This is a genomic window from Kaistella sp. CFF1-2 (assembly GCF_059509915.1).
On record NZ_JCAKLF010000001.1, the window covers coordinates 748,867 to 775,636 of the forward strand.

General features: G+C 35.6%; 30 protein-coding genes and 3 tRNA genes. 13 read left to right on the top strand and 20 right to left on the bottom strand.

The genetic code is table 11. The features are described from left to right. The first annotated feature begins 68 nt into the window (after window positions 1-68). From AC5XHR_RS03425 to AC5XHR_RS03460, 8 genes are all read left to right on the top strand, one after another. On the top strand, window positions 69-1,412 hold the full coding sequence (locus tag AC5XHR_RS03425) for an AAA family ATPase (protein ID WP_495949377.1): 1,344 nt from the start codon (window positions 69-71) through the stop codon (window positions 1,410-1,412). A gap of 68 nt (window positions 1,413-1,480) precedes the next feature. Next, window positions 1,481-2,593, top strand: coding sequence for a peptide chain release factor 2 (gene prfB, locus AC5XHR_RS03430; protein ID WP_495949378.1), 1,113 nt, complete (start codon window positions 1,481-1,483; stop codon window positions 2,591-2,593). Between the two features lie 77 nt (window positions 2,594-2,670). Continuing rightward, a complete protein-coding gene (locus AC5XHR_RS03435) occupies window positions 2,671-3,639 on the top strand; it encodes a sterol desaturase family protein (RefSeq protein ID WP_495949379.1) in 969 nt (322 codons plus the stop codon). A 75-nt stretch (window positions 3,640-3,714) separates the two neighbouring features. Next, the gene (locus AC5XHR_RS03440; protein WP_495949380.1) at window positions 3,715-4,398 is read left to right on the top strand and encodes a DedA family protein; all 684 of its coding nucleotides are present in this window, start codon (window positions 3,715-3,717) and stop codon (window positions 4,396-4,398) included. A 15-nt stretch (window positions 4,399-4,413) separates the two neighbouring features. Continuing rightward, window positions 4,414-4,923 carry an isopentenyl-diphosphate Delta-isomerase gene (gene idi / locus AC5XHR_RS03445; RefSeq protein WP_495949381.1) on the top strand — a complete coding sequence of 170 codons (510 nt, stop codon included), beginning with the start codon at window positions 4,414-4,416 and terminating at the stop codon, window positions 4,921-4,923. 10 nt (window positions 4,924-4,933) lie between these two features. Further along, window positions 4,934-5,404, top strand: a complete 471-nt coding sequence (locus AC5XHR_RS03450) for a hypothetical protein (RefSeq protein ID WP_495949382.1) — start codon at window positions 4,934-4,936, stop codon at window positions 5,402-5,404. Window positions 5,405-5,406: 2 nt separating this feature from the next. Then, window positions 5,407-6,489: a glycine cleavage system aminomethyltransferase GcvT gene (gene gcvT, locus AC5XHR_RS03455; protein WP_495949383.1), complete on the top strand. Its 1,083-nt coding sequence runs from the start codon at window positions 5,407-5,409 to the stop codon at window positions 6,487-6,489. Window positions 6,490-6,568: 79 nt separating this feature from the next. After that, a complete protein-coding gene (locus AC5XHR_RS03460) occupies window positions 6,569-7,399 on the top strand; it encodes a GLPGLI family protein (protein ID WP_495949384.1) in 831 nt (276 codons plus the stop codon). 27 nt (window positions 7,400-7,426) lie between these two features. Here the strand turns inward: AC5XHR_RS03460 and AC5XHR_RS03465 are convergent, their stop codons facing one another. Continuing rightward, entirely contained in the window at window positions 7,427-7,777 is a 351-nt protein-coding gene (locus AC5XHR_RS03465; protein ID WP_495949385.1) for an arsenate reductase family protein, read from the bottom strand. Window positions 7,778-7,849: 72 nt separating this feature from the next. On the opposite strand from AC5XHR_RS03465, the gene AC5XHR_RS03470 reads away from it, so the two are divergent. Beyond that, window positions 7,850-8,314 carry an acyl-CoA thioesterase gene (locus AC5XHR_RS03470; RefSeq protein ID WP_495949386.1) on the top strand — a complete coding sequence of 155 codons (465 nt, stop codon included), beginning with the start codon at window positions 7,850-7,852 and terminating at the stop codon, window positions 8,312-8,314. Beyond that, the gene (locus tag AC5XHR_RS03475) at window positions 8,314-9,162 is read left to right on the top strand and encodes a sugar phosphate isomerase/epimerase family protein (RefSeq protein ID WP_495949387.1); all 849 of its coding nucleotides are present in this window, start codon (window positions 8,314-8,316) and stop codon (window positions 9,160-9,162) included. Before AC5XHR_RS03470 ends, AC5XHR_RS03475 begins: the two co-directional genes overlap by 1 nt. 10 nt (window positions 9,163-9,172) lie before the next feature. On the opposite strand, the gene AC5XHR_RS03480 is transcribed toward AC5XHR_RS03475, so the two are convergent. Next, entirely contained in the window at window positions 9,173-10,153 is a 981-nt protein-coding gene (locus tag AC5XHR_RS03480) for a hypothetical protein (RefSeq protein ID WP_495949388.1), read from the bottom strand. A 107-nt stretch (window positions 10,154-10,260) separates the two neighbouring features. Between AC5XHR_RS03480 and AC5XHR_RS03485 the strand changes: the two genes are divergently transcribed. After that, window positions 10,261-10,782 carry a PepSY-like domain-containing protein gene (locus AC5XHR_RS03485; protein WP_495949389.1) on the top strand — a complete coding sequence of 174 codons (522 nt, stop codon included), beginning with the start codon at window positions 10,261-10,263 and terminating at the stop codon, window positions 10,780-10,782. Window positions 10,783-10,828: 46 nt separating this feature from the next. Here the strand turns inward: AC5XHR_RS03485 and rny are convergent, their stop codons facing one another. The 6 genes from rny to AC5XHR_RS03515 form a co-directional block, all read right to left on the bottom strand. Further along, entirely contained in the window at window positions 10,829-12,397 is a 1,569-nt protein-coding gene (gene rny / locus AC5XHR_RS03490; RefSeq protein ID WP_495949390.1) for a ribonuclease Y, read from the bottom strand. 233 nt (window positions 12,398-12,630) lie between these two features. Next, on the bottom strand, window positions 12,631-12,909 hold the full coding sequence (locus tag AC5XHR_RS03495) for a cell division protein ZapA (RefSeq protein ID WP_495949391.1): 279 nt from the start codon (window positions 12,907-12,909) through the stop codon (window positions 12,631-12,633). After that, the gene (locus AC5XHR_RS03500; protein ID WP_495949392.1) at window positions 12,909-13,211 is read right to left on the bottom strand and encodes a hypothetical protein; all 303 of its coding nucleotides are present in this window, start codon (window positions 13,209-13,211) and stop codon (window positions 12,909-12,911) included. Before AC5XHR_RS03500 ends, AC5XHR_RS03495 begins: the two co-directional genes overlap by 1 nt. A gap of 148 nt (window positions 13,212-13,359) precedes the next feature. After that, window positions 13,360-14,133, bottom strand: a complete 774-nt coding sequence (porT, locus tag AC5XHR_RS03505) for a type IX secretion/gliding motility protein PorT/SprT (protein ID WP_495949393.1) — start codon at window positions 14,131-14,133, stop codon at window positions 13,360-13,362. Between the two features lie 3 nt (window positions 14,134-14,136). Beyond that, window positions 14,137-14,856, bottom strand: coding sequence for a bifunctional demethylmenaquinone methyltransferase/2-methoxy-6-polyprenyl-1,4-benzoquinol methylase UbiE (gene ubiE / locus AC5XHR_RS03510; RefSeq protein WP_495949394.1), 720 nt, complete (start codon window positions 14,854-14,856; stop codon window positions 14,137-14,139). A 2-nt stretch (window positions 14,857-14,858) separates the two neighbouring features. Beyond that, the gene (locus AC5XHR_RS03515) at window positions 14,859-15,428 is read right to left on the bottom strand and encodes a hypothetical protein (protein ID WP_495949395.1); all 570 of its coding nucleotides are present in this window, start codon (window positions 15,426-15,428) and stop codon (window positions 14,859-14,861) included. Between the two features lie 100 nt (window positions 15,429-15,528). Between AC5XHR_RS03515 and AC5XHR_RS03520 the strand changes: the two genes are divergently transcribed. Next, a complete protein-coding gene (locus tag AC5XHR_RS03520; RefSeq protein WP_495949396.1) occupies window positions 15,529-16,602 on the top strand; it encodes a 3-oxoacyl-ACP synthase III family protein in 1,074 nt (357 codons plus the stop codon). Further along, a complete protein-coding gene (locus AC5XHR_RS03525; protein ID WP_495949397.1) occupies window positions 16,602-17,804 on the top strand; it encodes a metallophosphoesterase in 1,203 nt (400 codons plus the stop codon). Before AC5XHR_RS03520 ends, AC5XHR_RS03525 begins: the two co-directional genes overlap by 1 nt. A gap of 104 nt (window positions 17,805-17,908) precedes the next feature. On the opposite strand, the gene AC5XHR_RS03530 is transcribed toward AC5XHR_RS03525, so the two are convergent. The 12 genes from AC5XHR_RS03530 to AC5XHR_RS03585 all read right to left on the bottom strand — a co-directional run bounded on the left by AC5XHR_RS03530 (window position 17,909) and on the right by AC5XHR_RS03585 (window position 26,766). Then, window positions 17,909-17,982: transfer RNA gene (locus AC5XHR_RS03530), tRNA-Asp, on the bottom strand. Between the two features lie 33 nt (window positions 17,983-18,015). Then, window positions 18,016-18,089 (bottom strand) — tRNA-Asp (locus AC5XHR_RS03535). A 31-nt stretch (window positions 18,090-18,120) separates the two neighbouring features. Beyond that, a tRNA-Asp gene (locus AC5XHR_RS03540) sits at window positions 18,121-18,194 on the bottom strand. Window positions 18,195-18,322: 128 nt separating this feature from the next. Next, the gene (trxA, locus tag AC5XHR_RS03545; RefSeq protein WP_495949398.1) at window positions 18,323-18,640 is read right to left on the bottom strand and encodes a thioredoxin; all 318 of its coding nucleotides are present in this window, start codon (window positions 18,638-18,640) and stop codon (window positions 18,323-18,325) included. An 89-nt stretch (window positions 18,641-18,729) separates the two neighbouring features. After that, the gene (locus AC5XHR_RS03550; RefSeq protein ID WP_495949399.1) at window positions 18,730-19,878 is read right to left on the bottom strand and encodes a cysteine desulfurase family protein; all 1,149 of its coding nucleotides are present in this window, start codon (window positions 19,876-19,878) and stop codon (window positions 18,730-18,732) included. 209 nt (window positions 19,879-20,087) lie between these two features. Continuing rightward, window positions 20,088-20,675: an HAD-IB family hydrolase gene (locus AC5XHR_RS03555; protein ID WP_495949400.1), complete on the bottom strand. Its 588-nt coding sequence runs from the start codon at window positions 20,673-20,675 to the stop codon at window positions 20,088-20,090. A gap of 4 nt (window positions 20,676-20,679) precedes the next feature. After that, window positions 20,680-21,405: an SDR family NAD(P)-dependent oxidoreductase gene (locus AC5XHR_RS03560; RefSeq protein WP_495949401.1), complete on the bottom strand. Its 726-nt coding sequence runs from the start codon at window positions 21,403-21,405 to the stop codon at window positions 20,680-20,682. Between the two features lie 31 nt (window positions 21,406-21,436). After that, on the bottom strand, window positions 21,437-22,750 hold the full coding sequence (locus AC5XHR_RS03565; protein ID WP_495949710.1) for an FAD-binding oxidoreductase: 1,314 nt from the start codon (window positions 22,748-22,750) through the stop codon (window positions 21,437-21,439). A gap of 13 nt (window positions 22,751-22,763) precedes the next feature. Beyond that, window positions 22,764-23,651, bottom strand: a complete 888-nt coding sequence (locus AC5XHR_RS03570; RefSeq protein WP_495949402.1) for a decaprenyl-phosphate phosphoribosyltransferase — start codon at window positions 23,649-23,651, stop codon at window positions 22,764-22,766. Window positions 23,652-23,757: 106 nt separating this feature from the next. Then, window positions 23,758-24,456, bottom strand: a complete 699-nt coding sequence (locus AC5XHR_RS03575) for a YiaD family glycine zipper/OmpA-like lipoprotein (RefSeq protein ID WP_495949403.1) — start codon at window positions 24,454-24,456, stop codon at window positions 23,758-23,760. A gap of 30 nt (window positions 24,457-24,486) precedes the next feature. Beyond that, window positions 24,487-24,960, bottom strand: a complete 474-nt coding sequence (locus AC5XHR_RS03580) for a hypothetical protein (RefSeq protein ID WP_495949404.1) — start codon at window positions 24,958-24,960, stop codon at window positions 24,487-24,489. 102 nt (window positions 24,961-25,062) lie between these two features. Next, the gene (locus tag AC5XHR_RS03585) at window positions 25,063-26,766 is read right to left on the bottom strand and encodes a S8 family serine peptidase (RefSeq protein ID WP_495949405.1); all 1,704 of its coding nucleotides are present in this window, start codon (window positions 26,764-26,766) and stop codon (window positions 25,063-25,065) included. Window positions 26,767-26,770: the final 4 nt, after the last annotated feature.

Here is a 26,770-nt window from a genome sequence, read left to right on the forward strand (position 1 = left end):
ATCATTTTGTTACAATTGAAAATGGTTTCGCTAAAAAAATTGTACTTTCAAACTTCAAAAAAAGATCAATGAAACTTATAGAACTTGCCAAAGAGCTCCAGATAACAACCGAAAGTATAAAAAGATTTATTCAGGATTTCGACCTCGATTTAGACGAATGTATTTTTTCCAACTTCGAAGTAAAACCCGATTTTATTCAATTTGCAAAGGAAAATGCAGATTTCCTTCAACGTTATGAAAAAGACCTCAACAAAACGAAATCTACGGATGATATTGCTGCAAAAATCCATCAACCGAAGGAAAAAGTAGAGGAAATTCTCAAAAGTCAAATGCCTCAAATTTTAGAAAACGGATATTTCAAATCGTCGGTTTCGTCGTTTGGAATTGACAATCAATTGGGAGGCGATTATCATTTTGTCTACGATTATTTCGGTAAAAAATCGCCGCTTCGAAAAAAAGATTTTATTGGGTATCGTGATTTGTTTTTCTATATCTCTGATGCTTTGGAACCGTTCATAAATAATGAAGAATCGAAGAATTGGGGTATTGAAAAACCGGCAGGAATTATCTTGTACGGCCCTCCAGGAAGTGGTAAAATATTTTGGGCGCATAAAATTTCTGAAATTATTGGTTATGAATTCACTGAGGTTAAAAAACATTTTCTAGGAACTTCCTACATTGGTGGTGATGTAGAAAATTTCAACACATTTTTACTTTCGATCTTACAAAAAGAAAAAATCGAATTGTTTATTGAGAATTTCGACGATATTATGCAGGAACGAAATGCTAATTATTCCCGTGAAAATGAGGAAACGAAGGAAATTATCATGCATAATGTTTCCCGTTTTCCTTACGAAGGAATTTTGATGATTGGTTCGGCTATTTCGCTGGATGTGATTGACGAGGAAGTTATGGCGCCGGGAAGATTTGATGTTCTTGTTCCTATTTTCCCACCAAATGTGAAAGAAAGAGCAGAAATGATTCAGTTTGCGATGCTCAAAAACTTAGAAAAAACATCGACTCTATTTAAAATATTAGAAAAAAACAATGCAGATCATCTGCCGTTTTGGAATGAAGTTGCTTTGAAGATGAAAGCCTTTAGCAACACGATGGTTATTGACTTTACACAGAGTTTAAAGAAACGAATTCGAAATCAATACTTAAAATCTCGAGACGAAAACCTGAAAATAGACATCAAACTTTTGGATGGTGCTTTGCGAGATTCGGCAAGTAAATTAACTTCGGAATACCTTGATCAAGTTCAGCAGTTCTTGCATGAAGTGATTGTAAATAATTATGATGATTTTGTAAGTCGAATAAAAGATTTACAACAAGAACTTGACGCTTACAAAGTGGTTGAAGAACCGAGAAGAGCAATTGGTTTTCAAAATACCAATGGTGAAAAAAAGTAGGAAAGTCAACTAACAAGGCATTACTAAAACCAAATTATCCGTAAATTTGCCATCTTAATTACGCAACATTGATCAACCAAGACCTCTTAAAAGAAACCCAATCTCGAATTGAAGATTTGTATAAATATTTGCAAATCGAAAAAAAGAAAATTGAAATTTCCAATGACGACGAAAAAACGGCGGCACCCGAATTTTGGGACAATCCAAAAGAAGCGGAAGTCTTCCTAAAACAGCTTCGTTCCAAGAAAAAGTGGGTTGAGGAGTATGAAGAAATTTATACGCAATTTGAAGATTTACAGGTTCTAAGTGAGTTTGCAAAGGAAGATCCCGATTCGGAAACAGAATTGGAAGAAACCTTCCCTCAATTGGTGGAAAAAATTGAGAATTTGGAGTTCAAAAACATGCTTTCCAACGAAGGTGATGAACTTTCTGCGGTTCTTCAAATCACCGCTGGAGCTGGTGGAACCGAAAGTTGCGATTGGGCTTCGATGCTGATGCGTATGTACACGATGTGGGCAGAAAAACAAGGCTACAAAATTCGAGAACTGAATTTTCAAGAAGGTGATGTTGCAGGTGTAAAAACCGTGACCTTAGAAATCGATGGCGAATACGCTTTTGGTTATTTGAAAGGCGAAAATGGTGTTCACCGTTTGGTGCGTATTTCTCCGTTTGATTCCAATGCAAAACGTCATACAAGTTTCGTTTCGGTTTATGTGTATCCGTTGGTTGATGACACGATTGAGATTAACATTAATCCTGCGGATATTAGTTTTGAAACCATGCGTGCCTCTGGAGCCGGTGGGCAGAACGTAAACAAGGTAGAAACGGCAGTACGATTGCGACACGCTCCTACCGGAATTATTATTGAAAACTCAGAATCGCGTTCTCAGCTTCAAAACAAGGAAAAAGCGATGCAACTTTTACGTTCTCGATTGTACGAAATGGAATTGGAAGAACGTATGCGAGCTCGAAACGAAATTGAAGCCAACAAAATGAAAATTGAATGGGGAAGCCAAATCAGAAACTACGTCATGCATCCGTACAAATTGGTGAAAGACGTTCGTTCCGCGCACGAAACTTCCGATGTGGATGGCGTTATGAATGGCGATATCACGCCTTTCCTAAAAGCCTATTTAATGGCAGATGGAACAGCTGTTGGTGAAGATGATTTAGAATTTTAAATTCAAAACATAGAAAGTAAATAAGGAAATCGAATATCGGTTTCCTTTTTTAGTTACATTTACCCAAAATCAGCAATTTGAAAGAGCAAATTTCCCAATTCTTCTACGATCACGGTTTATTTAGTCCATTGGATTTCACGGATCCGGTGACGTATTTTATTCCTGGATTTATTTTGTTGATTCTTGGCGAGACTTTTTTATATCAAATTCCGCAAAAGCTTTTCACGAAAAACCTCGTAAAAGATGAAGTTTCGAGCATTGGTTTGGGAGTTGGCGCCGTATTTTTAGATTTCGGAATGAAAGCCGTTTCATTGGGCTATTTTTTCTGGATTTATAACAATTTCCGTTTGACGGATATCTTCGGAGTCTCAAGTTTAGCTGAATTTGCCACTTGGAAATGGCATAAAGAGCATTGGTGGCTATGGTTTTTGGTGCTTGTCGTGCAAGATTTTGGATTTTATTGGCATCATCGATTGAGTCACAAAATCCGTTTGTTTTGGACGGGACACGTCAATCATCATTCGGCGAAGCACTTGAGTTTTGCAATTGCTCTTCGGCAAGGCTGGTTTGAGATTGTTTATCGTGATATTTGGTATATTCCTTTTGTGTTGATCGGTTTCCATCCTTTGATGATTGCGATGATGCATCAATTCAACTTAATTTTTCAATTTTGGCCACATACCAATGCGATTGGAAAGCTCGGTTGGTTTGATCGCGTTTTTAATTCGCCTTCCAATCATCGTGTCCATCATTCCCGTCAAATCGAAGAACTCGACAAAAATTACGGCGGAATCTTAATGCTTTGGGATCACCTTTTTGGAACCTACCGTGCAGAAAAATCAAAAATTCACGATTACGGAATCCTTCATAACATCAACACCTACCATGTTTTTCATATTGTTTTTGATGAATTTGAAGCGATGATTCGAGATGTAAAATCAGCGCCAAATTTAAAATCAAAACTAGCCTATATTTTTAAAGCTCCAGGCTGGAAACACAACGGACCGGATGAGCGAATTGACACCTTGCAAAAAAACTCACGCTAGATTGTGTTAAAAATATCCTAATAATTTTTATTCCTTACTCAATTCCATTATTTTTGTAGAAATCATAAACGAAATATGGATCATTTTGAAAGTTGGAAAGACCTCCTAAATCCGGAGTTTTATATTAAAATGGGTGGATTTTGGCTGGTATTGTTTATCATTTTTGCAGAAACAGGCCTTTTCATCGGTTTTTTCTTACCTGGAGACAGTTTACTTTTTATTTCTGGAATTTATGCACGTGAAATTATCGCCGAGACTTTTGGTTCGTTCGGAAGCGATTTTCTGGACACGACAATTTTAGCGAGCTGCATTGCTTTGGCTGCAATTATCGGTAATGAAGTGGGTTATTTTTTCGGTTTAAAAACGGGACCTTCTTTGTATAAGAAAAAAGACACGTTACTTTTCAAGAAAAAATATCTGTATCAAGCGAATGATTTCTTTGAGAAACACGGCTCATTAGCCGTTATTCTAGCAAGGTTCCTTCCTATTGTACGAACTTTCACACCCATTGTTGCGGGAATCGTTCGCATGGATAAAAAACGTTTTTTACGTGACAATATCATCGGAGCTATTCTTTGGTCGTTTTCTTTGGTGTATGCGGGACATTATTTGGACAAAGTATTCATCGATAAATTCGGGATCGACTTAAAGGAGCACCTTGAATATATTATTCTTATCTTAGTACTCATAACTACATTGCCTGTTATATTAAAGATTGTTTTTGGAAAAGCCGAGGCTCCTAAAGACTTTCCTGAATAACCTTAATTTTTCACTATGGAGGAAATGGTCGTTCTCATCAACGAAAATGATGAAGTAAAGGGATTAATGGAGAAAATGCAGGCGCACAAAACTGGACTACTTCACCGTGCCTTCTCCGTATTTTTATTCAACAATCAGGGCGAAATGTTGCTTCAAAAAAGGGCAGCGCACAAATACCATTCACCAAACCAATGGACGAATGCCGTATGCTCGCATCCTCGTGATGGCGAAACGTATAAAGATGCCGCTTTACGAAGGTTGAAAGAAGAGTTGGGAATTGAAGTGGAAATTGATCATAAATTTTTCTTCATTTACAAGGCGGACGTTGGTGATGGACTTTGGGAACACGAATTAGACCACGTTTTTGTAGGAAACTATCAAGGAGAATTTCAATTAAATCCGGAAGAAGTTTCGGAGGTTCGTTATATTTCTCAAGAAAATTTGGAAAAAGAAATGACCGAAAACCCTGCGAATTTTACAGAGTGGTTTAAGATCATTTTAAAAGAATATCAAGAACATTTATAAAATCAAAGACATGAAAAAATGGATTTGGATTTCTTTGGTTTGGCTACTGGCAACGTCGTTTAGCTTCCTAAAACCACAAGTTCTAGAAACATCAAACTTCAAAATGGACTATCCAGAAAACTGGAAAATAACCAATGATGACGGAATTTTTAATGTATTTCCTGATAATGAAATTGGTGCAATTACCATTTCAGGATATGAAAACCTTAATCTTCCCGATGCGGATGTTAAAAAATTTATTCTAGAACTTAATTCAGCCAATCAGCCAGAAACAGCCGTAAAATCTAAAAAAGTAGGCGGTACCACCGAATACTATTACGATTTTGAAGATCAACAATCTAAAATTACGGTGATGACGAAGCTCATCAAAAAAAATAATTTGGTGTACATCATCACGCTTAATTGCAAAACCAAATATTGGAACGGGCAATATAGAAGTCAATTTTTGGAAACATATAATAGCTTTAAACTCAAAAAATAAAAATGAAAAAAACTCCACTTTACGACAAACATGTCTCTTTAGGGGCAAAGATGGTACCTTTCGCAGGATTTGATATGCCTGTACAATATTCGGGTGTTACCGAAGAACATTTCGCTGTACGTGAAAAAGCTGGAATGTTCGATGTGTCTCACATGGGACAATTTATGATTGAAGGACCAGGTTCTGTCGAACTTTTACAATATGTTGCTACCAACGATGTTACGACTTTAGAAAACGGAAAAGCACAATATACGTGTCTTCCAAACGGAAATGGCGGAATTGTAGATGATTTAATCGTTTACAAAATGGCAGATGAAAAGTATTTTGTGGTTGTTAATGCTTCAAATATCGATAAAGACTGGGCGCATATTTCAAAATACAATGAAAAATTCGGTGCAAAAATGACGAATATTTCAGATGAGATGTCGCTTTTAGCAATTCAAGGTCCGAGAGCAACGGAGATTTTACAAAAACTAACGGATGTCAATTTAGCAGATATTCCGTACTATCATTTCACTGTTGGCGCTGTAGATGGTGTTCAAGACGTGATTATCTCAAATACAGGATATACAGGAAGCGGAGGTTTCGAAATTTATTTTAAAAATGAAGCCGCAAACCAATTGTGGGATGCGCTAACAGAAGCGGGTAAAGAAGAAGGCATGATTCCTTGCGGATTGGCTTCTAGAGATACATTGAGACTAGAAAAAGGATTTTGTTTATATGGAAATGATATCGACGATACAACATCGCCGCTAGAAGGAGGTTTAGGTTGGATTACCAAGCTTGATAAAGGCGATTTCGTAGATCGTGATTTCTTAGCAAAACAAAAAGAAGAAGGTGTTACTAGAAAATTAGTTGGTTTCGAATTGGTTGACAAAGGCGTTCCAAGACACGATTATCCAGTTGTAGATGCAGAAGGAAACGTTATTGGGAAGGTAACTTCGGGAACCCAATCTCCAATGAAGAAAACGGGAATTGGTTTGGCTTATGTTGCTAAAGGGCATAACAAAATCGGTTCTGATATCTTCATTCAAGTACGAAATAAGAATCTTGCAGCGAAAGTGGTGAAAACTCCTTTTATATAAGTAAAAATTCAAAAAATACTAAAACCATTCTTCTTCTTGAGAATGGTTTTTTTTTATATATTTAAGCCAAATTAAATGCATGAAAAAAATCGTTTCACTTTTCATTTTATTTGTATGGTCAAGCTTTTACCAAGCTCAGGAGTATCAAATTATTTATAATTTCAAATACAAAAGAGATTCCCTTTCAGACAATTATAAAACCGAACCTTTTGTTTTACAAATTGAAAAAGACATCTCTAAGTATATGTTGAAATCAATGGTTGATAATAACAAAAAATTAGGCCCAAACTCTAAAATGTTCTACAGTCTACCTCAAGAACAAGTGGTTTCCAGAAAAAGACAAACCAACGAATTCACAAATTATGATGCTCAAGGAATGGCGTATTATCAATATCCATCTCAATCTACTATAGATTGGAAAATTGAGACCGATACGAAATCTGAAAACAACTATCAGCTGCAAAAAGCGACAGCGAAATTTGGCGGAAGATCTTGGGAAGCATGGTTTATCAAAGACATTCCTTTATCCGAAGGACCCTTTAAATTCTACGGATTACCAGGTTTGATTTACGAAATCAAAGATTCCAAAAATAACTTCATTTATAACTTAACTGAAATAAAAAAATTGGATACGCCATATGATACCTCCAATATTTTAGAAACGCATTTCGGAACAAGCCCCGTAAAGATTGACCGCAAGAAGTATGAAAAAATTATCCTAAACGATTATAACAATCCATATGCAGAATATCGAAGCATGAAAGAAGGAAGTTGGATGATTGGTGTGGATAAAGATCGTACTATAGAAACAATAAAAGATTTAGATTTGTACGTAAAAGAATATCAAGAACAGAAAAAGAAAAACTACAATCCTGTTCAGCTAGATCAAGCTATACAATTTCCAAAATAAAACAAAAAGAGGCATACAGCCTCTTTTTTATTTTTCAAAATAGTCGTTTAATGCTTCGACGTTTTTTTTATCATTTCCAATGAAAATAGCATCATCCGAAATAAAAACAGGACGCTTCAAAAACGAATAATGATCAAGAATCAATTTCTTAAAATCCTTTTCTTTCAAGGATTTAACATCCAATTCACGCGCTTTTATTTGAGTTGATTTTTTACTGAACAAAGCTTCATACGATTTTGTTCGAGCATGCATTTCTTCTAATTCGGCTTCTGTAATCGGTTCCGATTTTATTTCGCGAAGTTCCCAACCTTCCAAATCGAGCGGACTCATAATTTTCTTATTGGTACCGCAGGTTTTCAGATAAAATACTTTTTTCATACCTCAAAAATAAAGCTTCCTTCAGAAAACCCCAAAATTTACCTACCTTTAATTGAAATTAGATAAATCGATATGCAAAACACAACCACTTTTCAGTTTATATCCGAACCGAGCGATGTTAATTATGGCGGCAATGTTCATGGCGGAAGCGTGATGAAATGGATTGATCAAGCGGGTTACGCTTGTGCAAGTTCGTGGAGTTCGAGTTATTGCGTTACGGTTTATGTGGGTGGAATTCGTTTTTATTCGCCTATAAAAATTGGACACATTGTAAAAGTTGAAGCCGATGTTATCTACACCGGTTCTACCAGCATGCATATTGCGATTAACGTGTTTTCACGGAACATCAAGCGAAAAGAGTTTGAAAAGAAAACGCATTGCATTATTGTTTTTGTCGCTGTTGATGATGAAGGAAACCCCATTCAAGTTCCGAAATTCACTCCAACGACAGAAGCGGAAGAAAAATTGGAGCAATACGCCATTAAATTAATGGATTTGCGACGTCAAATCGAAGATGAAATGAAACCGTTTTTATAATGAATCGGAAAACATTTCTTGCTTCTAGTGGACTTTTGGTTTTTGCTTCTTGTCTTCCAAAAAATATGCTGAATCCATCAAAAAAAAATTTGGGGTTGCAACTTTATACCATTCGGCATTTACTTGAAAACAATGTTGAAGAGAGTTTATATCATGTTTCGCAATTAGGCTTTCAAAATGTTGAAATTTACGGATACAACGGGAAATTCTTTGGAAAAACCATCACCGAATTTGGCGAAATTTTAAAGAAAAATAAGCTAAACGTTTTAAGTTCACATCATTCACTTTCTGATTTCAAAAATGAATCATTCTTTGAAAAAGCATGTCAAGATTTACAATATTTAGGTTGTCAATACATGATTCTCGCCTATCTTCAACAAGAAGAACGAACTGAAAAAAGCTATCAAGAACTTCCAAAAATTTTAGAAAAAGCGGCAGAAATTGCTAAAAAATATGGAATCCAAGTTGGTTATCACAACCATGATTTTGAATTTAAAGATCGTGTAGATAATCAAATTGCATATGATTATTTACTCACCAAAACCCCGAAAAATATAGTTTTCGAAATGGACTTGTATTGGATATATCAAGCAGGAAAAAATCCAATTGAGTATTTCAATAAATACCCGAAGCGTTTTTCTTTGTGGCATGTAAAAGATCGTGATCCAAAAGATTTCTCGTTTAGCGAAATTGGAAATGGAACTATTCCCTTCCAAACAATTTTTGAAAATCGAGATTTAGCAGGACTAAAACATTGGTTTATTGAACAAGATGAAAGTAAAAAACCAATTTTGGACAGTCTAAAACAAAGTGTTGACTATGTTAATCAACACGCCTATTTTAAGTAAAAAAACCGGACTAATCATCAAAACGCTCTAATTGATCCGTTGCGTTGTAAGGTGCATAACTCTTGGCTTCTTCCCGAAATTTGACAATTTGTTTAGCATTTAGAGTTTTATCTTTTAGTAATTTCTTGGCATAAACTTCAATTTGAGCATTGTAATAGTCTTGAAATTCCTGATTTCGGAAGCGTCCAAAATCATCGTAATACGAACACATGCCTCCGTAAAAATAACCCAGTTCTTTGAACGTTTTAGGATCAACACCTTCATTCGCTCCAAAAACCGCACAGTAAACAGGAATTGGATCAGCGATGACATACGGCTCTCCCGTTTCTTTGTAATCCAAAATATAGTTCATTTGCTTTTCTGAAAACTGATATTTAAAATCTTGCACTCTCTTTTCCCCTTGAAGCAAACCTAAAAACGTATTGCCACCATACGAGTTTTCTATTTCAGCATAAACCATCACCCAGCCTTTCTTAAGAAATGAGGTATAATTCAGGATTTCAGGCAAAGAATAGACCTGCAAAATTGTATTGGTAACACCCGAATAATCTACTCCATCCTTACGATCTGCAAAATAAAGAATCAGCTTTTCACCATCCGCATGTGCCGTTTCCAAACGAATACAGTTTTTGTAGGGTTCAACCGTCCACAAAACTTCATTCATACGATAATTCTTTCCACCCGTTTTATAGGCTTGATCCCATTCGGAATAACCCGTTAAGTCTAAATATTTTTCATTAACTACCTTTGCTTGCGCTTCAAAAATCTTATGATTAAAATTCACTCGAATATGGTATGTAGGATCTTCTTCACGTCCATTATTTTCATGAACATATGCGAATCCTTCCGAATCTTTTGGATTAAAAAAGTACGTTAAAGCAACTCCATTTTCATGTTTATAAACCAAATTATCCGTCAATTCATAGGGAACAAATTGAGCTTGAGAAAAGATATTAATTACTAAGAAAAGTGCGATGTAGAGTTTGTTCATCCTAGATTTTTTGCATTTTTTATAGAATGGAAAAATACTAAATATTTGAAATTATCTTGTAATACTAAAGTAAATTATAAACATTAATTTTAATAAAAATACGTCTTATGAAAAGAAAAACCCCTATTTTGACTTTGACATTCGTAGCTGCGGCTTTTGCAATAAGCTGTGAAAAGAAAGAAGTTGTGGTTCACAATCCGAATACGGAAACACAATCTAGTGAAACCCAAACCATAGAACAAGTTCCTGGTGATGTGACTAACAGTGCGACTTTTAAAGACATGCCGCAGACGATTAAAACATTTCTTGATGAGCATTATGCAAAAGTTCCTATCGTGAAATACGAGAAGAAGACCGAAACATTCGATGGCACTTCGTACGAGGTACGTCTGAATTCTGGTGTAAAAGCGGAATTTGACGACAAAGGAAATTGGAAGGAAATTGAAGATGCTGCTGGAGTTCCTAAATCCTTAATATCTAAGGAAGTGCAAACCTATTTTGACACCAATTTTAAAGGAATAACCATTAAGAAGATTGAAAAAGATAAAAAATCCATCAAAGCCGAACTTGCTAACGGCACCGAATATGAATTTGACCAAAACGGAAAGTTCATCAAAATGGATCCATAAAAAAAGCCTCAACATTGAGGCTTTTTTATTTATAGAAAAGGGGTTATTATCTCGCGATATTTACCGCTCTTGTTTCTCTAATTACCGTGATTTTCACTTGTCCTGGATATGTCAATTCATTCTGAATTTTCTCTGAAATATCGTACGACAATTGTGCTGCTACCTCATCATTAACCTTTCCACTTTCTACCATCACGCGAAGCTCACGCCCTGCTTGAATCGCGTAGGCACTAGAAACTCCATCAAAGCTTAAAGCAGCTGCTTCAAGATCTTTAAGACGTTGGATATAGGATTCTAAAACTTGTCTTCTTGCGCCTGGTCTTGCTCCCGAAATCGCATCCGCAACTTGGATAATTGGTGACAATAAAGAAGTCATTTCAATTTCGTCATGATGCGCTCCAATAGCATTGATTACTTCTGGATTTTCTCCAAATTTCTCTGCCCATTGCATACCTAATAGCGCGTGTGGAAGTTCTGATTCTTGCTCAGGAACTTTACCGATATCGTGTAATAGACCTGCTCTTTTCGCCAACTTCACATTCAATCCTAATTCCGCAGCCATCGTCGCAGCTATATTTGCTACTTCTCTCGAGTGTTGCAATAGGTTTTGTCCGTATGAAGAACGGTATTTCATTCTACCCACGATTTTCACCAATTCTGGGTGCAATCCGTGAATTCCTAATTCAATAATCGTACGCTTACCAACTTCGATAATTTCCTCTTCAATTTGCTTTCTCGTTTTATCCACCACTTCTTCAATACGAGCTGGGTGAATTCTACCATCGGTAACCAAACGGTGTAATGACAATCTTGCGATTTCTCTTCTTACTGGATCAAAACACGATAACAAAATTGCTTCCGGAGTATCATCTACGATAATTTCAACACCTGTTGCTGCTTCTAAAGCACGAATGTTACGTCCTTCCCTACCGATAATTCTACCTTTAACTTCGTCCGATTCAATATTGAAAACAGAAACCGAATTTTCAATCGCTTGTTCTGTCCCAATTCTCTGAATGGTTTGGATAACAATTTTACGAGCTTCGTTTTTTGCATTCATTTGAGCTTCCTCCATGATGCTTTGTACGTGTGCTTGTGCTCTTGTTTTCGCTTCTGCTCTAAGTGATTCTACCAATTCCGCTTTTGCTTCGTCAGCTGAATAATTAGAAATTTTCTCTAAAATTTCCACTTTTTGAGCCGTTATTTGGTCTAATTCCGCTTGTTTCTTTTCAACAATTTCCGTCTTCTTCGAATAATCAGCAATTTGTCGATCCAAATCTTTTTCTAGTTTGGATGTCTTACTCAATTCATCGTTTAGCTTTTGCTCTTTTTCCTTCGTTCTTTTCTCTACTTCTTGCATTTTCTTTTCTCTTCCTTGAATATCCGCATCATGTTGCGATTTCAATTCTAAGAACTTTTCTTTTGCCTGAAGTTGTTTCTCCTTCTTGATCGATTCTGCCTGTACTGAAGCTTTTTCTAGGGTGTTCTCTGCATTCTTCTTCGCATCTTCCATTATGAATTTTGCTTTAGAATTAAGTGAACTTTTGGAAAATAACAATCCCGCCAAAGCTCCTACAATAAGGCATACAAGGCCAACGATTATAGGTATAGTCATATATTTATGTTTTATTTATGTTTCGTATTCGTTTTGTCCAATAAAAAAACCTACAACAATTCAAAGATTGAGAGTAAACTCCTAATCAACACGATTTGAACTGATTTTCACTTTCTGTAATCCGCGAGATGCGGCACGCCATTAAGTGAACATTTGTTCGGTAATTGTTTAGCGTTGAGTTTACCTTTAATGTGTTAGAACTATTGTAGGCAGTCGTTAAAATATTGTGCAGTCTAATCCTCCAAGAGCGAGTTAAGCTCTTTCACCTTCTCTAAGGAAGAGACCATATTTTTATCTAAATTAAGCTGAACTACTTCGGCACTAGCTCCCAATTTCAGGGCGCACATCGCTAAAGCATCTTGCTTGTCTTTAACATCAAAACTTGCTTCAAAATCTTTGATCATTCCTTCAATCTGTTTTCCTACACGACGAAGGGTTTCTTCTTCGGCAGCAGGGACATTCAAAGGATATGTTCTCCCGGCAATATTGATGGTAATTCTTCTTACTTCCATTATAAGCCGCTATTTTGAAGTTGGGCAATACAGAAATCTACTTCTTTTATCAATCGGTTAATGTGATTTTTCATTAAACGATTATGTTCTGGATTTCCCGATATGGTTGCGTGCAGTTTTATGTTTTTGTTGTCTTCTACCAATTCCTGATTTTTCTTCTTCTCAACATGGTATTTCTCCTTCATTTCGGCTAAATCTTCGGATACTTGAAGATAAGTTTCTTGAAGACTTTGATAGTCTTTTTTAAGCTTCAAAATCTTTTTTTCTAGTTCTGAAAAATTACTTTCAAGTTCTTGTAGCATCTCTAGGAATCATTCTAACCTATGCAAAAATAGGAAAAATACTTATTAAAAGATAATTTTTGACGAAGTATTTAGTTGAAAATTAAAAAAAGAGAAAAATTGATATTTTTCTCTTCATTTTGGTATCTAATTAAAATTTTGAATAATCTTATTCGAATTTCAACACAAACATAAAGGCTCTAGATTGGGCTTGTGAAATTCCTGCAGCCCAATATGGTGGTGTCCCTGCATTATCTTTCACAATTTCATTGTTGGTGAAAAATGTTCCTCTAAAAGCGGGAGTTAGTTTAAATCGTTTAAAATAAAATTGCATTCCGATTTCTGCAGTCCATCCAAAATTATGCGTCGTAGAACGAAATGTGTTCTGCATATTATCTGTTTCCGACTTTTCATTACTTTGCAAATTCACTAAATAATTAATCCCCGCCGCAGCGTAAGGTCTCGAGTTGTACCAACGATCTCCGTGATATTCCACCAATAAAGGAATATCAATATACGTAGACTTCACCGTTTTGTACATATCCGTTTCTGATAAGGTACGAACAAGTGTAGGATCGGTTATAAAACGATCATTTGCCTGCGTATCGAATGTTAAATCTCTTTGTACAAACTGAAGTCCGGGTTCAATACGTAAATCAAAACTCGAATTCAAACGCATTCTACCAATTAAACCTGCCCCAAAACCCATAGATGATTCAGATGAAATTAGATTTTTCTTTCCATCTTCACTCATCCCGTATTTCGGATCAAGAATTAATTTATAATCGTAGTTATTCGCCGCGAGATAAAAACCCCAACTAAATTTTTTCTCATCAAAATCTTCCAAATTATCCATACGATCTCTCGTATTGAATAACTGCGCCTGAAGCTGAATTCCGGAAAACAATCCGAGAAGCAATATTAAAGAGGTTCTTGTCTTCATAATCTATTTCGTTGCTTTATAAATAGTGGCAATTCCGAAGGTTAGTTTTTTATAAACCACTTCCGAGTAGCCTCGCTGTTGTAGTATACTTTTCATAATCGCACCGTATGGAAACGCCTCTACAGAATCTGGAAGATACGTGTAGGCACGATCGTCTTTCGATACCAACTTTCCGATACGTGGCAATATATTTTTAAAATAAAACATGTAAAACGGTCGCATCATGCCCTGGACTTTAGAAAACTCTAAAATATAAACACTACCACCTACTTTTACCACACGCTTCAACTCGTCTAAACCTTTTTCAAGATTTTCAAAATTACGTACTCCAAATGCAACGGAAACAGCATCAAATTTATTATCTTCAAAAGGAAGATTTTCTGCATCCCCTTTCACCATTGTGATTTTATCTTGAAGATTTTGTTGCTTTACTTTCTCGATTCCAACGTTCAGCATTTGCTGTGAAAGATCTAGTCCAACAACATTAGCTCCTGTTCCTTTTTGAATTGTAATAGCCAAATCTCCTGTTCCTGTTGCGACATCTAAAACCAGTTTTGGATTATCATTTTTCATCCATTTTACCAGTTTATTTCGCCACGTAACGTCTATTTTCATAGAAAGCATACGGTTCAACAAATCGTATTTTGGTGCGATGTTGTCGAACATATCTTCTACTTGATCTTTCTTGCTCTCGGTGTTATTGTATGGGGTAACTTCTTTCACAGTTAAAAATTATAATATTCTTTATAGTATATGATATAGTCGTCTTTGCGGAAAATTTTTGTTCGCGTTTCAACTTTGTCAATATTTTTAATGAGTTTATCATAATCCTCATCAATATTGTAATAAAAATCGTCCGAATACAACTTTTTAAAAAGCTTAGGCGCTCCAAAATACGGCTTTCTATCAATCGTTGTTGATCCTAAAGCAGAAAGCAATGAATCTTTTTTGATGTTGTACCCGTAATATTGGGTATTAATGTAATAATCGGCATGTGTAATATTCAATAAACCACGTAGTTTATTCACCTGAAAGATAGAATCGTACATCAATTTCTTATCTTTATCGTACACCTTGATTGCATTTTTTCCCTTTTCCAAATCAATTTTTACATATTGTCCAGGTGCAACGATTTTCTCGGTACCGTTATTAATCTTGAAATAATAAGGTTTATCAGTCGGATTATCTACGAGATATTCATTTTTCTTAGCAAGAAATAGGAAGTAAACCCCAAACGCAAAGATAAATATCAATAAAGCAGCAAAAAGTCCGAATAATGAAGGATTTTTCTTCATTTTAAGAATCAATTTTGTGCAAATGTAAGAATATTTTTGCATTGTCTTTAATTGCAGATTTATTCTTAAATTTGCTTCTTTAATTATTTTTAAATCTACTATGCCAAATACCATAATTATTGGTTCGGGAAGTTACATTCCAGAGAACATCATTGAGGGTAAAGACTTCCTAAATTCGGAGTTTTATGATGACAATTATGAAAAAATCGACAAGCCAAATGATGAAATCATCAGCAAGTTTGTAGAAATTACCGAAATTGAAAGAAGGCGTTATGTAGATGAAAATCTTTTGAATTCGGACATCGGAGCTATCGCTGCACAAAGAGCTTTAGACGATTCTGGGTTGGACAAAGAAAGCATTGATTATATTATTAGTGCAACGAATTTCGGAGATATCGACACAAATGGTCAACAAAGTTTCATGCCTTCACTTTCGGCATTAATTAAGAATAAATTAGGAATCGAAAATCCAAAATGTATTAATTACGACATGATTTTCGGTTGTCCAGGTTGGGTTGAAGCGATGATTTTAGCCGATGTTTTAATTAAGAGCGGACGTGCAAAAAACATTATCGTAGTTGGTTCAGAAACATTAAGCCGTTCTACTGACCCGTACGATCGTAATAAAATGATTTTTGCTGATGGCGCTGGAGCCGTTGTTGTAACAGCAACAGAAGAAGAAAATGTTGGAATAATTGCAGATTCTACATTGTGTTTCAATGGTGAAGAAGTTTGTTATCTAGAAAATTCACATACGTTGAATCCAAATGCAGATCAATCTAAAAAATACATTCGTATGCGTGGAAGAAAAATCTACGAATTTGCGTTGAAAAACGTTCCACCAGCGATTAAAGAAACCATTGATAAAGCAGGAATCAACATTACAGATATTGACAAAATCCTGATCCATCAAGCGAATGCAAAAATGGATTACGCGATGATTTCAAGACTTTACAAATTATACGGAATCAAAGATTACGATCACGCGATTTCACCGATGACCATTCAAGAATTCGGAAACACTTCAGTAGCCACCATTCCTACGATGTTTGACCTGATTCGTAAAGGAAAAATGGAAGGTCACACATTCAAAAATGAAGGATTCATCGTATTTACATCCGTTGGTGCTGGTATGAACATCAATGCGATCGTTTATAAATTTCCGAAAAACTAGTGAAGCGAAATTTCATCATTTTATCAGGAATCATGTTCCTGTTGGAGATTTATGTCTATCAGGCATTTAAATCCATTTTAGAACACCCTTGGCAGAAAATTCTTTATTGGATTATTGCCATCGTTCCTTACTTAGCCGTGGTTTGGCTGGGTTTTAGCATCGAAAAAACGGATAAGAGTCCACTAAAAATCCAAATTGTAACAGTTGTAGTTTTAGCAGTCATTCTCCCTAAACTATTTATCATCATTTCTTTATTGATTGATGATTTAACTAGATTATTTGGATTTATAATTTCCTATTTTTCCTCTGGAACCACATCCTATCCAGGAAGAAGAAAATTCATTGGTTATGTTGGAATTGGTTTAGCAGCTACTTTTTCCGCATTAATTTGGGACGGCGTATTTTTTGGTCGTTTCCGATTTAAGGTTCGAAGAGTTAAAGTAAAACTTAACAATCTACCAGCAGCATTCAAAGGTTATAAAATTGTTCAAATTTCTGATGTCCATTCAGGAAGTTTTTCAAAACCTGAGAAGCTTCAACACGCAATTGATTTAATTAATGAGCAAAATGCAGATTTAATTTTGTTCACTGGTGATATGGTCAATAGTACTGCAGAAGAATTCATTCCATTCATTCCTTTGTTTTCGCAAATTAAAGCGAAAGATGGAAAATTAGCTACTTTAGGAAATCATGATTACGGAATGTATCATTATACGAAGGTTGAAGATGGACGTGAAAACGTTAATCGACTTATTCAATACGAAAAGCAAGCTGGATTTGACATGCTACGAAATGAATATCGTATCATCGAGAAAAATGGTGAAAAATTGTATATCGTTGGAGTTGAAAACTGGGGACTTCCTCCTTTTCCGCAGTTTGGGGATTTGGATAAAGCGACTTTAGGCCTACCAAAAGACGCAGCAAAAATATTGATGAGCCATGACCCTACTCATTTCGACGAAATCGTTAAAAAACACCCTTCTAACATCCAATTAACTTTATCTGGACACACACACGGAATGCAGTTTGGTTTAGATTTGAAAAACACCAAATGGTCGCCCGCTCAGTATCGTTATCCGAAATGGATGGATTTATATGAAAGTCTAGGAAAATACTTGTATGTGAATCGAGGTTTTGGTGTTATTGGTTTCCCTGGACGTGTGGGAATAGACCCAGAAATCACGTTGTTTGTATTAGAATAACCCATTATAATAAAAAGATAAAAAGCCTCAAGTATGAGGCTTTTTTTATTGATCAAAATTCATTGTCTAAAACAAAAAAGCTTTCAGAAATCTGAAAGCTTTTGCGATCCGGACGGGACTCGAACCCGCGACCTCCGCCGTGACAGGGCGGCATTCTAACCAGCTGAACTACCGGATCAATTTTTTGAAAAGTAATTGATAAAACTTTATGCGATCCGGACGGGACTCGAACCCGCGACCTCCGCCGTGACAGGGCGGCATTCTAACCAGCTGAACTACCGGATCAGTTTTTTGAAAAGTAACTGAAAACTTTTTGCGATCCGGACGGGACTCGAACCCGCGACCTCCGCCGTGACAGGGCGGCATTCTAACCAGCTGAACTACCGGATCAATTTTTATAAGAACTCCTTTTCTTTAGGTGAGTGCAAAATTACGCTTTTTTCCCAATCCTGCAAATGTTTTTAAAAAATAAATGCTTCCCAATAAGGAAAGCATTCATTTTCAGTTTATTTTTTTTCTTATAAATGAGCAGACAATTTCTCAGCAATAACTTCTTTTGGACTTACCCCTACCAATTTGTCTACCACTTCACCATTTTTGAAGATCAACAAAGTAGGAATATTTCTAATTCCGTATTCTACAGAAACGTCTTGGTTGTTATCAACATCAACTTTTCCTACAACTGCTTTACCATCAAAATCGTTAGAAATTTCATCAACGATTGGTCCCAACATCATACATGGACCGCACCATGCTGCCCAAAAATCTACCAATACTGGTTTATCCGAATTAAGTACTGTGTCTTTAAAATTGCTGTCTGTGATTTCTAATGCCATAATATTTTTATCTTTAATTGTATATACAAATGTACTAAAATAAGTGCGACTCCAAAATTATCCGCTCCTATTGCTTTTATTGGTAATTTCTATGAAAGTTCCGCTTGAATTCCCTTTACCGCACTGATTAACTGATCGATATCGGCTTTTGTTGTGTAATGGCTAAAGGATACTCGTAACGGTGTTCCGTTCTCCATATCGTTTTCATCCAAGATCATTAACATAACTGTTGACGGTTGCGCTGCTCCAGAAGAACATGCACTTCCTTGTGAAATTGCAATTCCTTTCATATCCAATTTCAACCCAATTAATGGATCTTTGAATGGTAGTAAAACGTTCACCAAAGTGAATAAAGAATTTTCCTTTTCATTGGATCTTCCGTTGAATTTTACATTCGGAATATTTGCTTTGAATTGCTCGATTGTATAATCTTTGATTTCTTGAATTTGTGTTGCATACGCATCCAAATTCTCAATACACATATCGAATGCTTTTCCTAAACCCGCGATTCCTGAAACGTTTTCTGTTCCTGCTCTAAGTTCACGTTCCTGCGTTCCACCAGAAATCATTCCTTTTAGTTTTGTTGATTTCTTGATGTAAGCAAATCCGCTTCCTTTTGGCCCGTGGAATTTATGTGCACTGCATGATGCAAAATCAATATTGATTTTTGAAAAATCCAAATCCAAATGCGCTACCGTTTGCACCGTATCCGAATGGAAATAAGCATTATACTTTTCACATAAAGCTCCTATTTTCTCAATATCGTAGATGTTTCCGATCTCATTGTTTGCATGCATCAACGTCACCAAAGTCTTTTTATCCGAGCTTTTGAGAGCTTTTTCTAAATCTTCAAGAGATAAGTCACCTTGGTTATTTGGACGCAAATACACTACTTCTACTCCCTTTCTGTTTTTCATATCGCGAACCGATTCGGCAACGCATTTATGCTCAAGAGGCGAAGTAATAATACGTTCAACACCCAAAAACTCAACACAAGCTTTAATAATCAAGTTATTGGATTCGGTACCGCAAGACGTAAAAATAATTTCGTTAGACTGTACATGAAGTGCATTTGAAATATTCTTCCTAACATTCTCAATTAACGCTTTTGCTTCTTGCCCAAAACTATGAGTAGAAGAAGGATTCCCGTAATTAATTTTCATCACATCCACCATTGCATCAATTACTTCTACTGAAAGTGGTGTTGTAGCGGCATTATCCAGATATACTTTTTCCATTTTTAAACTTGCTATTTTGTCGATTTATTTGCGCAGCAATTTAGTGAATTTTCTCTGATTTTCCGAATCCAAAAAAACGCCTTAAAACGAAATATTTTCACCATTTTAAAATAAACCATCTCAAAAAGTGAATGAAAACAAAAAATCCACCCACGAATTAGGATAGATTTCAAAATATTTACTGAATAAAATTTTATGTTTTAATTCGCTTAATGAAAGAAACGGAAATAACTTTCGTCTGCCCAAGAAAGCATTGGTTTGTCACCGGAAGTATCTCCAAAAGCAATCGATTTGTCATACCGAAGGCCTTCTATTGCTTTTTTAATGCGAAACACTTTCTCCTCGCCATTACAATTTTTCGTGATAAAATTACCTGTAAAAACGCCATTTGAAAACTGTGCTTCTGTCGCTAACAAATTCATATTGAATTGCTTTGCAAACGGGCGAACCCAAATATCCAAAGAAGCTGTCACCAAATAAGATTCCGTAGCGGAACGATCAATATTCTGAATGAAATCTAACGCATTTGTGCGAATTAATTTTGGATATTCTTTATCAAAAAACTGTTGCGCTTTTGTTGTAATTCGCTCCTCCGATTGGCCTTTTAAAATGGAACCAACGAAACTTTTTTTCACTTTTTCAGCATCTGCTAATTTCAACTTCAGCAAAATAAAAAGAGGAACGTGCTTCAAATATTGAACATGATATTTTTTCGAATTATAAAATTTCAAAAACAAAAACATCGTGTCATGCTGCGTAAGCGTACCATCAAAGTCAAAAAAATACAACTTTTTCATCCGATTACATTTTTAGTTTTTTGAAAATAAACTCGGGAATATTTCGGATTATCATCATAATTAAAGCCCAAATAGGTAAAACGTATGCAACATTTTTTTTGTTTTTGTAGGCTTTATAAATACAATTTGCAGCTTGTTGCGGTGTTGCCGTTAGTTTTGGATTCAATGGTAAACCTTCCGTCATTTTTGTAGCCATAAATCCTGGTTTCACCGTAAGAACATGAACTTTTTTATCAAACAAGAAATTTCGCAACCCACTTAAATACGCTGTGAAACCCGCTTTGGCTGATCCGTAAATAAAATTACTTTGACGCCCTCTTTCGCCCGCAACTGATGACAGTCCAATGATTGTTCCGGTACGTTGAGATTGAAATTTGTGCGCAAAAAAGTTCATTAAAGGAACCAATTTTGCATAATTAATATCGATAATGAGATCCGTATTTACATTGTCATACAGGCCTTCTTCGGAATTTTGACCAAGATATCCAGAAGCACAAAAAAGCAAATCTGATTTAATATGATCCAATTTGTGATAATCAATTTCCTTCGTCAAATCAACTTCGATAACCTCCGATGGTTGAAAATATTTAACATCAATATGCTTTGCAAATTTTTCAGTTGTCTCTCTATTTGAAGTCAGCAAAAACAACGTTGAATATCTTTTTCCTTCCATTAAAACCTTTTCTACAAAGGCTTGGGTAACTTCAGAATTCGTTCCTAATACAATCATGAAATGGGTTTCTACTTAGAAAATTTTACTTTTATCCGTTAACGATTCTTTTGTGTTGATGTGAAACAAATTTAGAATTAGTCACATTCTGAAGATAGTTTGTTAAGCTTGATTTACTCATACAATCCTTTGTTAGATATATTCTTCCGCCATATTCTTCAACAATTTCATCTAAAGTTTTGATAAGCTTCGGTAATTTAGAGTTCACTTTAAAATCTAAAGCCAATGTATAACCTTCCATTGGAAAGGAATTATAGGCTTGTGGATTATCTTTTCCGAACAGCTTCAAAACAGCCAAGAATGAGCCATTTCCAGATTTTGCAATTGCTGTAAGAATCTTAGTCATCCCTTCTTTCCCTTGAGCTTTTGGAATTACCATTTGATATTGGATAAATCCTTTTTTACCGTAAATTTTATTCCAATCATTCACAACATCTAAAGGATAAAAAAACGTATCATAATCTACAAAACCATGAACTTCTTTCTTTCGTTGTTTATTGAAATACAACCAATTAAATATCTTAATACTCAATTTATTTAGGACAAATCCGGGAAAATAAAAAGGAACCGTTGGGTGTGGTTTCGATTTTAATTTAAACGGATTATTTTGCAATTTTGGAGACAATTCTGCTTTTAAAGCATGTTCGCCACGCATTAGAATTGAACGTCCAATATTTTTTCCAGTTTGCAGACAATCAATCCAAGCAACGTTGTACGTCCAAGATTCCGATTCTTCAAAAAGTTGGAAAATCTCATCCAAATTATTTGCTTTGATACTTTCTTGACGAATGTAAACCGATTCGATATTTTTTAACTTGATTTTTGCAGAAAGAATAATTCCCGTAAGTCCCATTCCACCAATCGTTGCCCAGAAAACCTCAGTATTTGATTCAGGAGAACAAATCAAAACTGAACCATCTTCCTTCATCAACGAAAACTCCAAAACATAATCTGAAAAACAGCCTTCTGCATGATGATTTTTCCCATGAACATCAGAAGCAATTGCACCACCAACACTCACGAATTTGGTTCCTGGAGTCACGTGCAAAAAATATCCTTGTGGCACAGAAACTTCTAAAATCTCTGATAAAAGAACACCTGATTCGCATTCAATAATGCCATTTAAACGGTCAAAACTAATAAACTTATTAAGTCTTCGTGTCGAAAAAATCGCATCACCTAAAGAAGCGTCACCATAGCATCTTCCGTTTCCACGAGCGATAACTTCTTTATTTGAAACGACAAATTTTTGAATTTCAGCAATAGAATCAGCCGATTTCATCACGGAATCGACGATGGGATAATTTCCCCAATTGGTTACTTTTTGTGTTTTTAAATTCTTCATCATCTTTTCATCATCAATTATGGTAATAAATCAACATCATAAATGTGATCGCCCAAAGAGCAATGGTAACCTGTATATAATGATCTTTATAAACAATTTTTGTTGGAGATTCAGTTCTGTTATAGACCAAAGTTTGCTGCAAATACCTTAAAAAGGCAAAAACAACAAAAATAAAAGTGTAGAAAACTTTCATTCCAAATTTTTCCTGAACTTCTGGCGTCACGGTAAACATCAAATACGAAACGATCGCCAAAGTCACCGAAATAGACAAAGCGATATCCGAAAACTGCACATTATAGCCGTCCAATGAACGTCTCGTTTTTCCAGAAATCTGCGCGTTAATTAACTCTCCACGTCTTTTTCCGATTGCTAAAACTAATGCCAAAAGGAATGTCAACAAAATAGCCCATTGCGAAATCGGAATTCCAGTTGCGTAACCTCCCGCCAAAACTCTTAAAACAAAGCCCATAGCAATGATACATACATCAATAATGGCTACATGTTTTAGTTTAAACGTGTACAAAAGGTTCATTACGAAATACGTCGCAATGATAATGGCGAACTTCCAAAATGAAACTTGGAAATAACTTTCTCCAAAAAATATCAAGGTAACCACAGAAAGCAAAAGAAATACAAAAATCCCAACTGCGGTTGGTTTTGAAATCGCTCCACTTGCTAAAGGTCTATTTTTCTTTTCAGGATGTTTCTTGTCGGACTCAATGTCCATATAATCATTAACAATGTAGATTGAGCTAGCCGTTAATGAAAAAACGATAAATGCGAAGAAACTTTGAAGTAATAGGTTTTGATGAAAAAAATTACCTGAAAAAAACAATGGTCCGAACACAAATAAATTCTTCACCCATTGTTCTACACGAAGCAATTTTAAATATTTTTTCATCCGATTCTCTTGTTTGTTGCAAAAATAGCAATTTTCTTTAATAATCACGCTTAAAATCAACAAAAAAGGCCGCAATCTGCGGCCTTCATTTTCCTATAAATATTGATTAATTGCCCGATTGAGCATCTTTGATCATATTTTCATTTGCTGTAATTGCAAACTCAACTCTTCTGTTTTGAGCTCTACCAGCATCGGTATCATTTGTAGCGATTGGTTCTGCCTCACCAACACCCATTGAATTCATACGGCTACCAGCAATTCCTTTAGAAAGCAAATAACTCTTAACCGAGTTTGCTCTTCTTTCGGAAAGTTTCTGATTGTACTCATCAGCACCTTTGCTATCTGTATGTCCGTAAATATTAATATTCGTGTCTGGATTATTAGCTAAAACAGTTACTAATTTATCTAAATTCGCTTTTGCAGTCGCTGTAAGATCGGATGAATCAAATCCAAAGTTGACCATATTTTCTTTCAAAGTAACTTTGATACCTTCACCTACTCTTTCTACTTCAGCACCTGGTAAAGTTTCTTTAATCTCTTTAGCTTGCTTGTCCATTTTGTTACCAATAACGTTACCAGCAACACCACCAACAATACCACCTAATACAGCACCAACTGGAGCATTTTTACCTTTACCGATATTATTTCCAAGAATACCACCAATTACAGCACCTGCTGCAGTACCGATTGCGGTTCCTTTTTGTTGATTGTTCGCATTTTGAACAGATTCACAACTCGTAAAGATCAATGCTGATCCTAAAAATAAAGCTGCTACTTTTGTTTTTGTTATATTGATATTTTTCATATCTGTAGTTTAATTTTAATTTGTACTTAATTAGTTAACTTTTGTAAAGTTGTAAACGACTCTTACCGTTTCACTTGTTGTTGGAATATTTTGTTCCAAACTAAAACTTGAATCGGATTGATTTACTAATCTCAAGCTATATCCTGAAATATTTTGTTTCGCTTTTGTTCCATCGACAACTTTTTTAAATTTGAATTCTGACCCATTAACCACTTCAAATTTAATTGGTTGAACAATTGAAGGACAAGAACCTCCACCATTCACAGTATATGATCCTGTATAATTATTCGGAACTAATTTCCATTGAGAACCTACGAAACATTGAGCATCTGCACCTTCGTCAAATGGTTTTACTGAATAATTTTTGTCATAATCTACACTCGTGATTTGCCAGTCTCCTTTAAGTTTTAGAAATTCGGCTTTGTTAGATTGCGCTGTTTTTGCTGTTGAACATGATGCTAAAATTGCTGTTCCAAAAATTCCAGCTAAAATTATATTTTTCATAGTCTAAATGATTTTTGTGTTTAGGTCTATTACAAAACTATGCCAAAATTCGCTATTCTCAATAAAAAAAGCCTTACAACAAGGCTTTTTTTTCTTACATAATTATTTTTTCGAGCTTTTTTTAATCGGCATTGTCTTTTTCGGAATCGATTTTATCTGTTGTCCATATTTTTCATAAGCATATTGAGCTGCTTTCGCGACATCAATTACGCCTCCCGCTTCAGAAATCGAGTCGAATCGAGCATTTTCAGGCGGAGCTAATTGTGCATTCACTGTTGATTTATTCGCTGTACGAACTAACGCTTCAATAATTTGATTCGGTTTCAAATACGGCATATATGCTAACAAAACGGCAGCAGCACCAGCAACAACTGGCGATGCCATAGATGTCCCTTGCAAATACTCATATTTTCCGTCTGGAACTGTAGAGTAGATTTTGTCTCCAGGAGCAAAAACATTCACCATTTTCTGATTGTAATTAGAAAAATCAGCTCTTAAGTTAACGTTATCATTTGTAGATGCTCCCACCACGATCATGTTATCAATAAACGGCGCAGCATCGCTTGATGTCGTAAAATTGGTAGGATAATAACGATGAACAGCAATATCTTCATTTTCATTCCCAGCTGCTTTCACCAATAAAACTCCTTTATCTTGTGCATATTTAAAAGCATCCCAAACGTGCTTTTTTCCAGGCGACATTGGTTTTCCAAAGCTCATGTTCAAGACTTTAGCACCATTATCAACCGCATATCGTATCGCATTTGCAATATCTTTATCACGTTCATCACCATCAGGAACCACTCTAACAGACATAATTTTAGCCACTTTACTTGCAACACCATATTGTGTTTCATTTCCTTGCGGATATCCTGCAATAATCCCCGCTACGTGCGTTCCGTGTTGCGCGTCGGGGCCTTCATAATGGTTATTTCCGTAAATCTTTTCAGCGTAATTATCGTAATCATCGCCAACAAACTCAGCACGTGGATCAAAATCTAAATTATATTGGTAAAGAGCACTTGTTTCGTATTGTTTAAGCGCATCTTTCATCAATTTATCTAAGAATTCTTTGACTTTATCCGAAGATTTCCCTTGAACTTCAGGATCCGATTGTAATCGTCCCAAAAAGTCTAAAGCAATGGCTTCATCTTGAGTTGAGGGTCTAATTCCTTTCAAGACATCCATGGTTAAATTCTGACCATTCAAAAGCGTGACCATTGTTGGAACCAACGATTCCATTTTTTTGAAGAATGCGTAATTCTGTCTTGCCTCAATACTTTTCGTGTTGAAAATTTGTTTCGATTCCATATAGGATTGAAACTCATCCGGCATTTTGGTTTGATTTGCCTTATTTTCAGCAGAATTGGAGCCTTCAAAAATCGGTTTGTATTTTTTGACAATACGAGTTACCTCCATATTGTCAATATTCACGTCGCCTTTTTTGTTTCCAAGGAAATTCCAACCATGAACATCATCAACATAGCCATTTTTATCATCATCAATACCGTTTCCAGGGATTTCTTTGGTATTCGTCCACATGTTTTTCACCAAACCAGGATGATCGACTTCTACACCACTATCCAAAACACCAACAATAACGGGTTGCGATTTTAAACCTTTCGATTCAAAAAATTGATATGCGGCATCGGTATTGACACCAAAAACGTTATCTTTTTGATAATTTTTATGATACCACGTTTTCAATTCAGCTTCTGCTTTCTCTTCGTCTGCGGTTTTTGAATTTTGAGCCCAACCCAATCCTATTCCTAAAAATAAGGCGGCGGCGATGTACATCTTTTTCATATTC

What these genes read in the sequence shown, in the direction of transcription:
- AC5XHR_RS03425 (WP_495949377.1), top strand. Translation starts at nt 69, where the DNA reads ATGAAACTTATAGAACTTGCCAAAGAGCTCCAGATAACAACCGAAAGT.
- AC5XHR_RS03440 (WP_495949380.1), top strand. Translation starts at nt 3,715, where the DNA reads ATGGATCATTTTGAAAGTTGGAAAGACCTCCTAAATCCGGAGTTTTAT.
- idi (WP_495949381.1), top strand. Translation starts at nt 4,414, where the DNA reads ATGGAGGAAATGGTCGTTCTCATCAACGAAAATGATGAAGTAAAGGGA.
- AC5XHR_RS03450 (WP_495949382.1), top strand. Translation starts at nt 4,934, where the DNA reads ATGAAAAAATGGATTTGGATTTCTTTGGTTTGGCTACTGGCAACGTCG.
- gcvT (WP_495949383.1), top strand. Translation starts at nt 5,407, where the DNA reads ATGAAAAAAACTCCACTTTACGACAAACATGTCTCTTTAGGGGCAAAG.
- AC5XHR_RS03460 (WP_495949384.1), top strand. Translation starts at nt 6,569, where the DNA reads ATGAAAAAAATCGTTTCACTTTTCATTTTATTTGTATGGTCAAGCTTT.
- AC5XHR_RS03465 (WP_495949385.1), bottom strand. Translation starts at nt 7,777, where the DNA reads ATGAAAAAAGTATTTTATCTGAAAACCTGCGGTACCAATAAGAAAATT.
- AC5XHR_RS03470 (WP_495949386.1), top strand. Translation starts at nt 7,850, where the DNA reads ATGCAAAACACAACCACTTTTCAGTTTATATCCGAACCGAGCGATGTT.
- AC5XHR_RS03475 (WP_495949387.1), top strand. Translation starts at nt 8,314, where the DNA reads ATGAATCGGAAAACATTTCTTGCTTCTAGTGGACTTTTGGTTTTTGCT.
- AC5XHR_RS03480 (WP_495949388.1), bottom strand. Translation starts at nt 10,153, where the DNA reads ATGAACAAACTCTACATCGCACTTTTCTTAGTAATTAATATCTTTTCT.
- AC5XHR_RS03485 (WP_495949389.1), top strand. Translation starts at nt 10,261, where the DNA reads ATGAAAAGAAAAACCCCTATTTTGACTTTGACATTCGTAGCTGCGGCT.
- rny (WP_495949390.1), bottom strand. Translation starts at nt 12,397, where the DNA reads ATGACTATACCTATAATCGTTGGCCTTGTATGCCTTATTGTAGGAGCT.
- AC5XHR_RS03495 (WP_495949391.1), bottom strand. Translation starts at nt 12,909, where the DNA reads ATGGAAGTAAGAAGAATTACCATCAATATTGCCGGGAGAACATATCCT.
- AC5XHR_RS03500 (WP_495949392.1), bottom strand. Translation starts at nt 13,211, where the DNA reads ATGCTACAAGAACTTGAAAGTAATTTTTCAGAACTAGAAAAAAAGATT.
- porT (WP_495949393.1), bottom strand. Translation starts at nt 14,133, where the DNA reads ATGAAGACAAGAACCTCTTTAATATTGCTTCTCGGATTGTTTTCCGGA.
- AC5XHR_RS03515 (WP_495949395.1), bottom strand. Translation starts at nt 15,428, where the DNA reads ATGAAGAAAAATCCTTCATTATTCGGACTTTTTGCTGCTTTATTGATA.
- AC5XHR_RS03520 (WP_495949396.1), top strand. Translation starts at nt 15,529, where the DNA reads ATGCCAAATACCATAATTATTGGTTCGGGAAGTTACATTCCAGAGAAC.
- trxA (WP_495949398.1), bottom strand. Translation starts at nt 18,640, where the DNA reads ATGGCATTAGAAATCACAGACAGCAATTTTAAAGACACAGTACTTAAT.
- AC5XHR_RS03550 (WP_495949399.1), bottom strand. Translation starts at nt 19,878, where the DNA reads ATGGAAAAAGTATATCTGGATAATGCCGCTACAACACCACTTTCAGTA.
- AC5XHR_RS03555 (WP_495949400.1), bottom strand. Translation starts at nt 20,675, where the DNA reads ATGAAAAAGTTGTATTTTTTTGACTTTGATGGTACGCTTACGCAGCAT.
- AC5XHR_RS03560 (WP_495949401.1), bottom strand. Translation starts at nt 21,405, where the DNA reads ATGATTGTATTAGGAACGAATTCTGAAGTTACCCAAGCCTTTGTAGAA.
- AC5XHR_RS03565 (WP_495949710.1), bottom strand. Translation starts at nt 22,750, where the DNA reads ATGAAGAATTTAAAAACACAAAAAGTAACCAATTGGGGAAATTATCCC.
- AC5XHR_RS03570 (WP_495949402.1), bottom strand. Translation starts at nt 23,651, where the DNA reads ATGAAAAAATATTTAAAATTGCTTCGTGTAGAACAATGGGTGAAGAAT.
- AC5XHR_RS03575 (WP_495949403.1), bottom strand. Translation starts at nt 24,456, where the DNA reads ATGAAAAATATCAATATAACAAAAACAAAAGTAGCAGCTTTATTTTTA.
- AC5XHR_RS03580 (WP_495949404.1), bottom strand. Translation starts at nt 24,960, where the DNA reads ATGAAAAATATAATTTTAGCTGGAATTTTTGGAACAGCAATTTTAGCA.
- AC5XHR_RS03585 (WP_495949405.1), bottom strand. Translation starts at nt 26,766, where the DNA reads ATGAAAAAGATGTACATCGCCGCCGCCTTATTTTTAGGAATAGGATTG.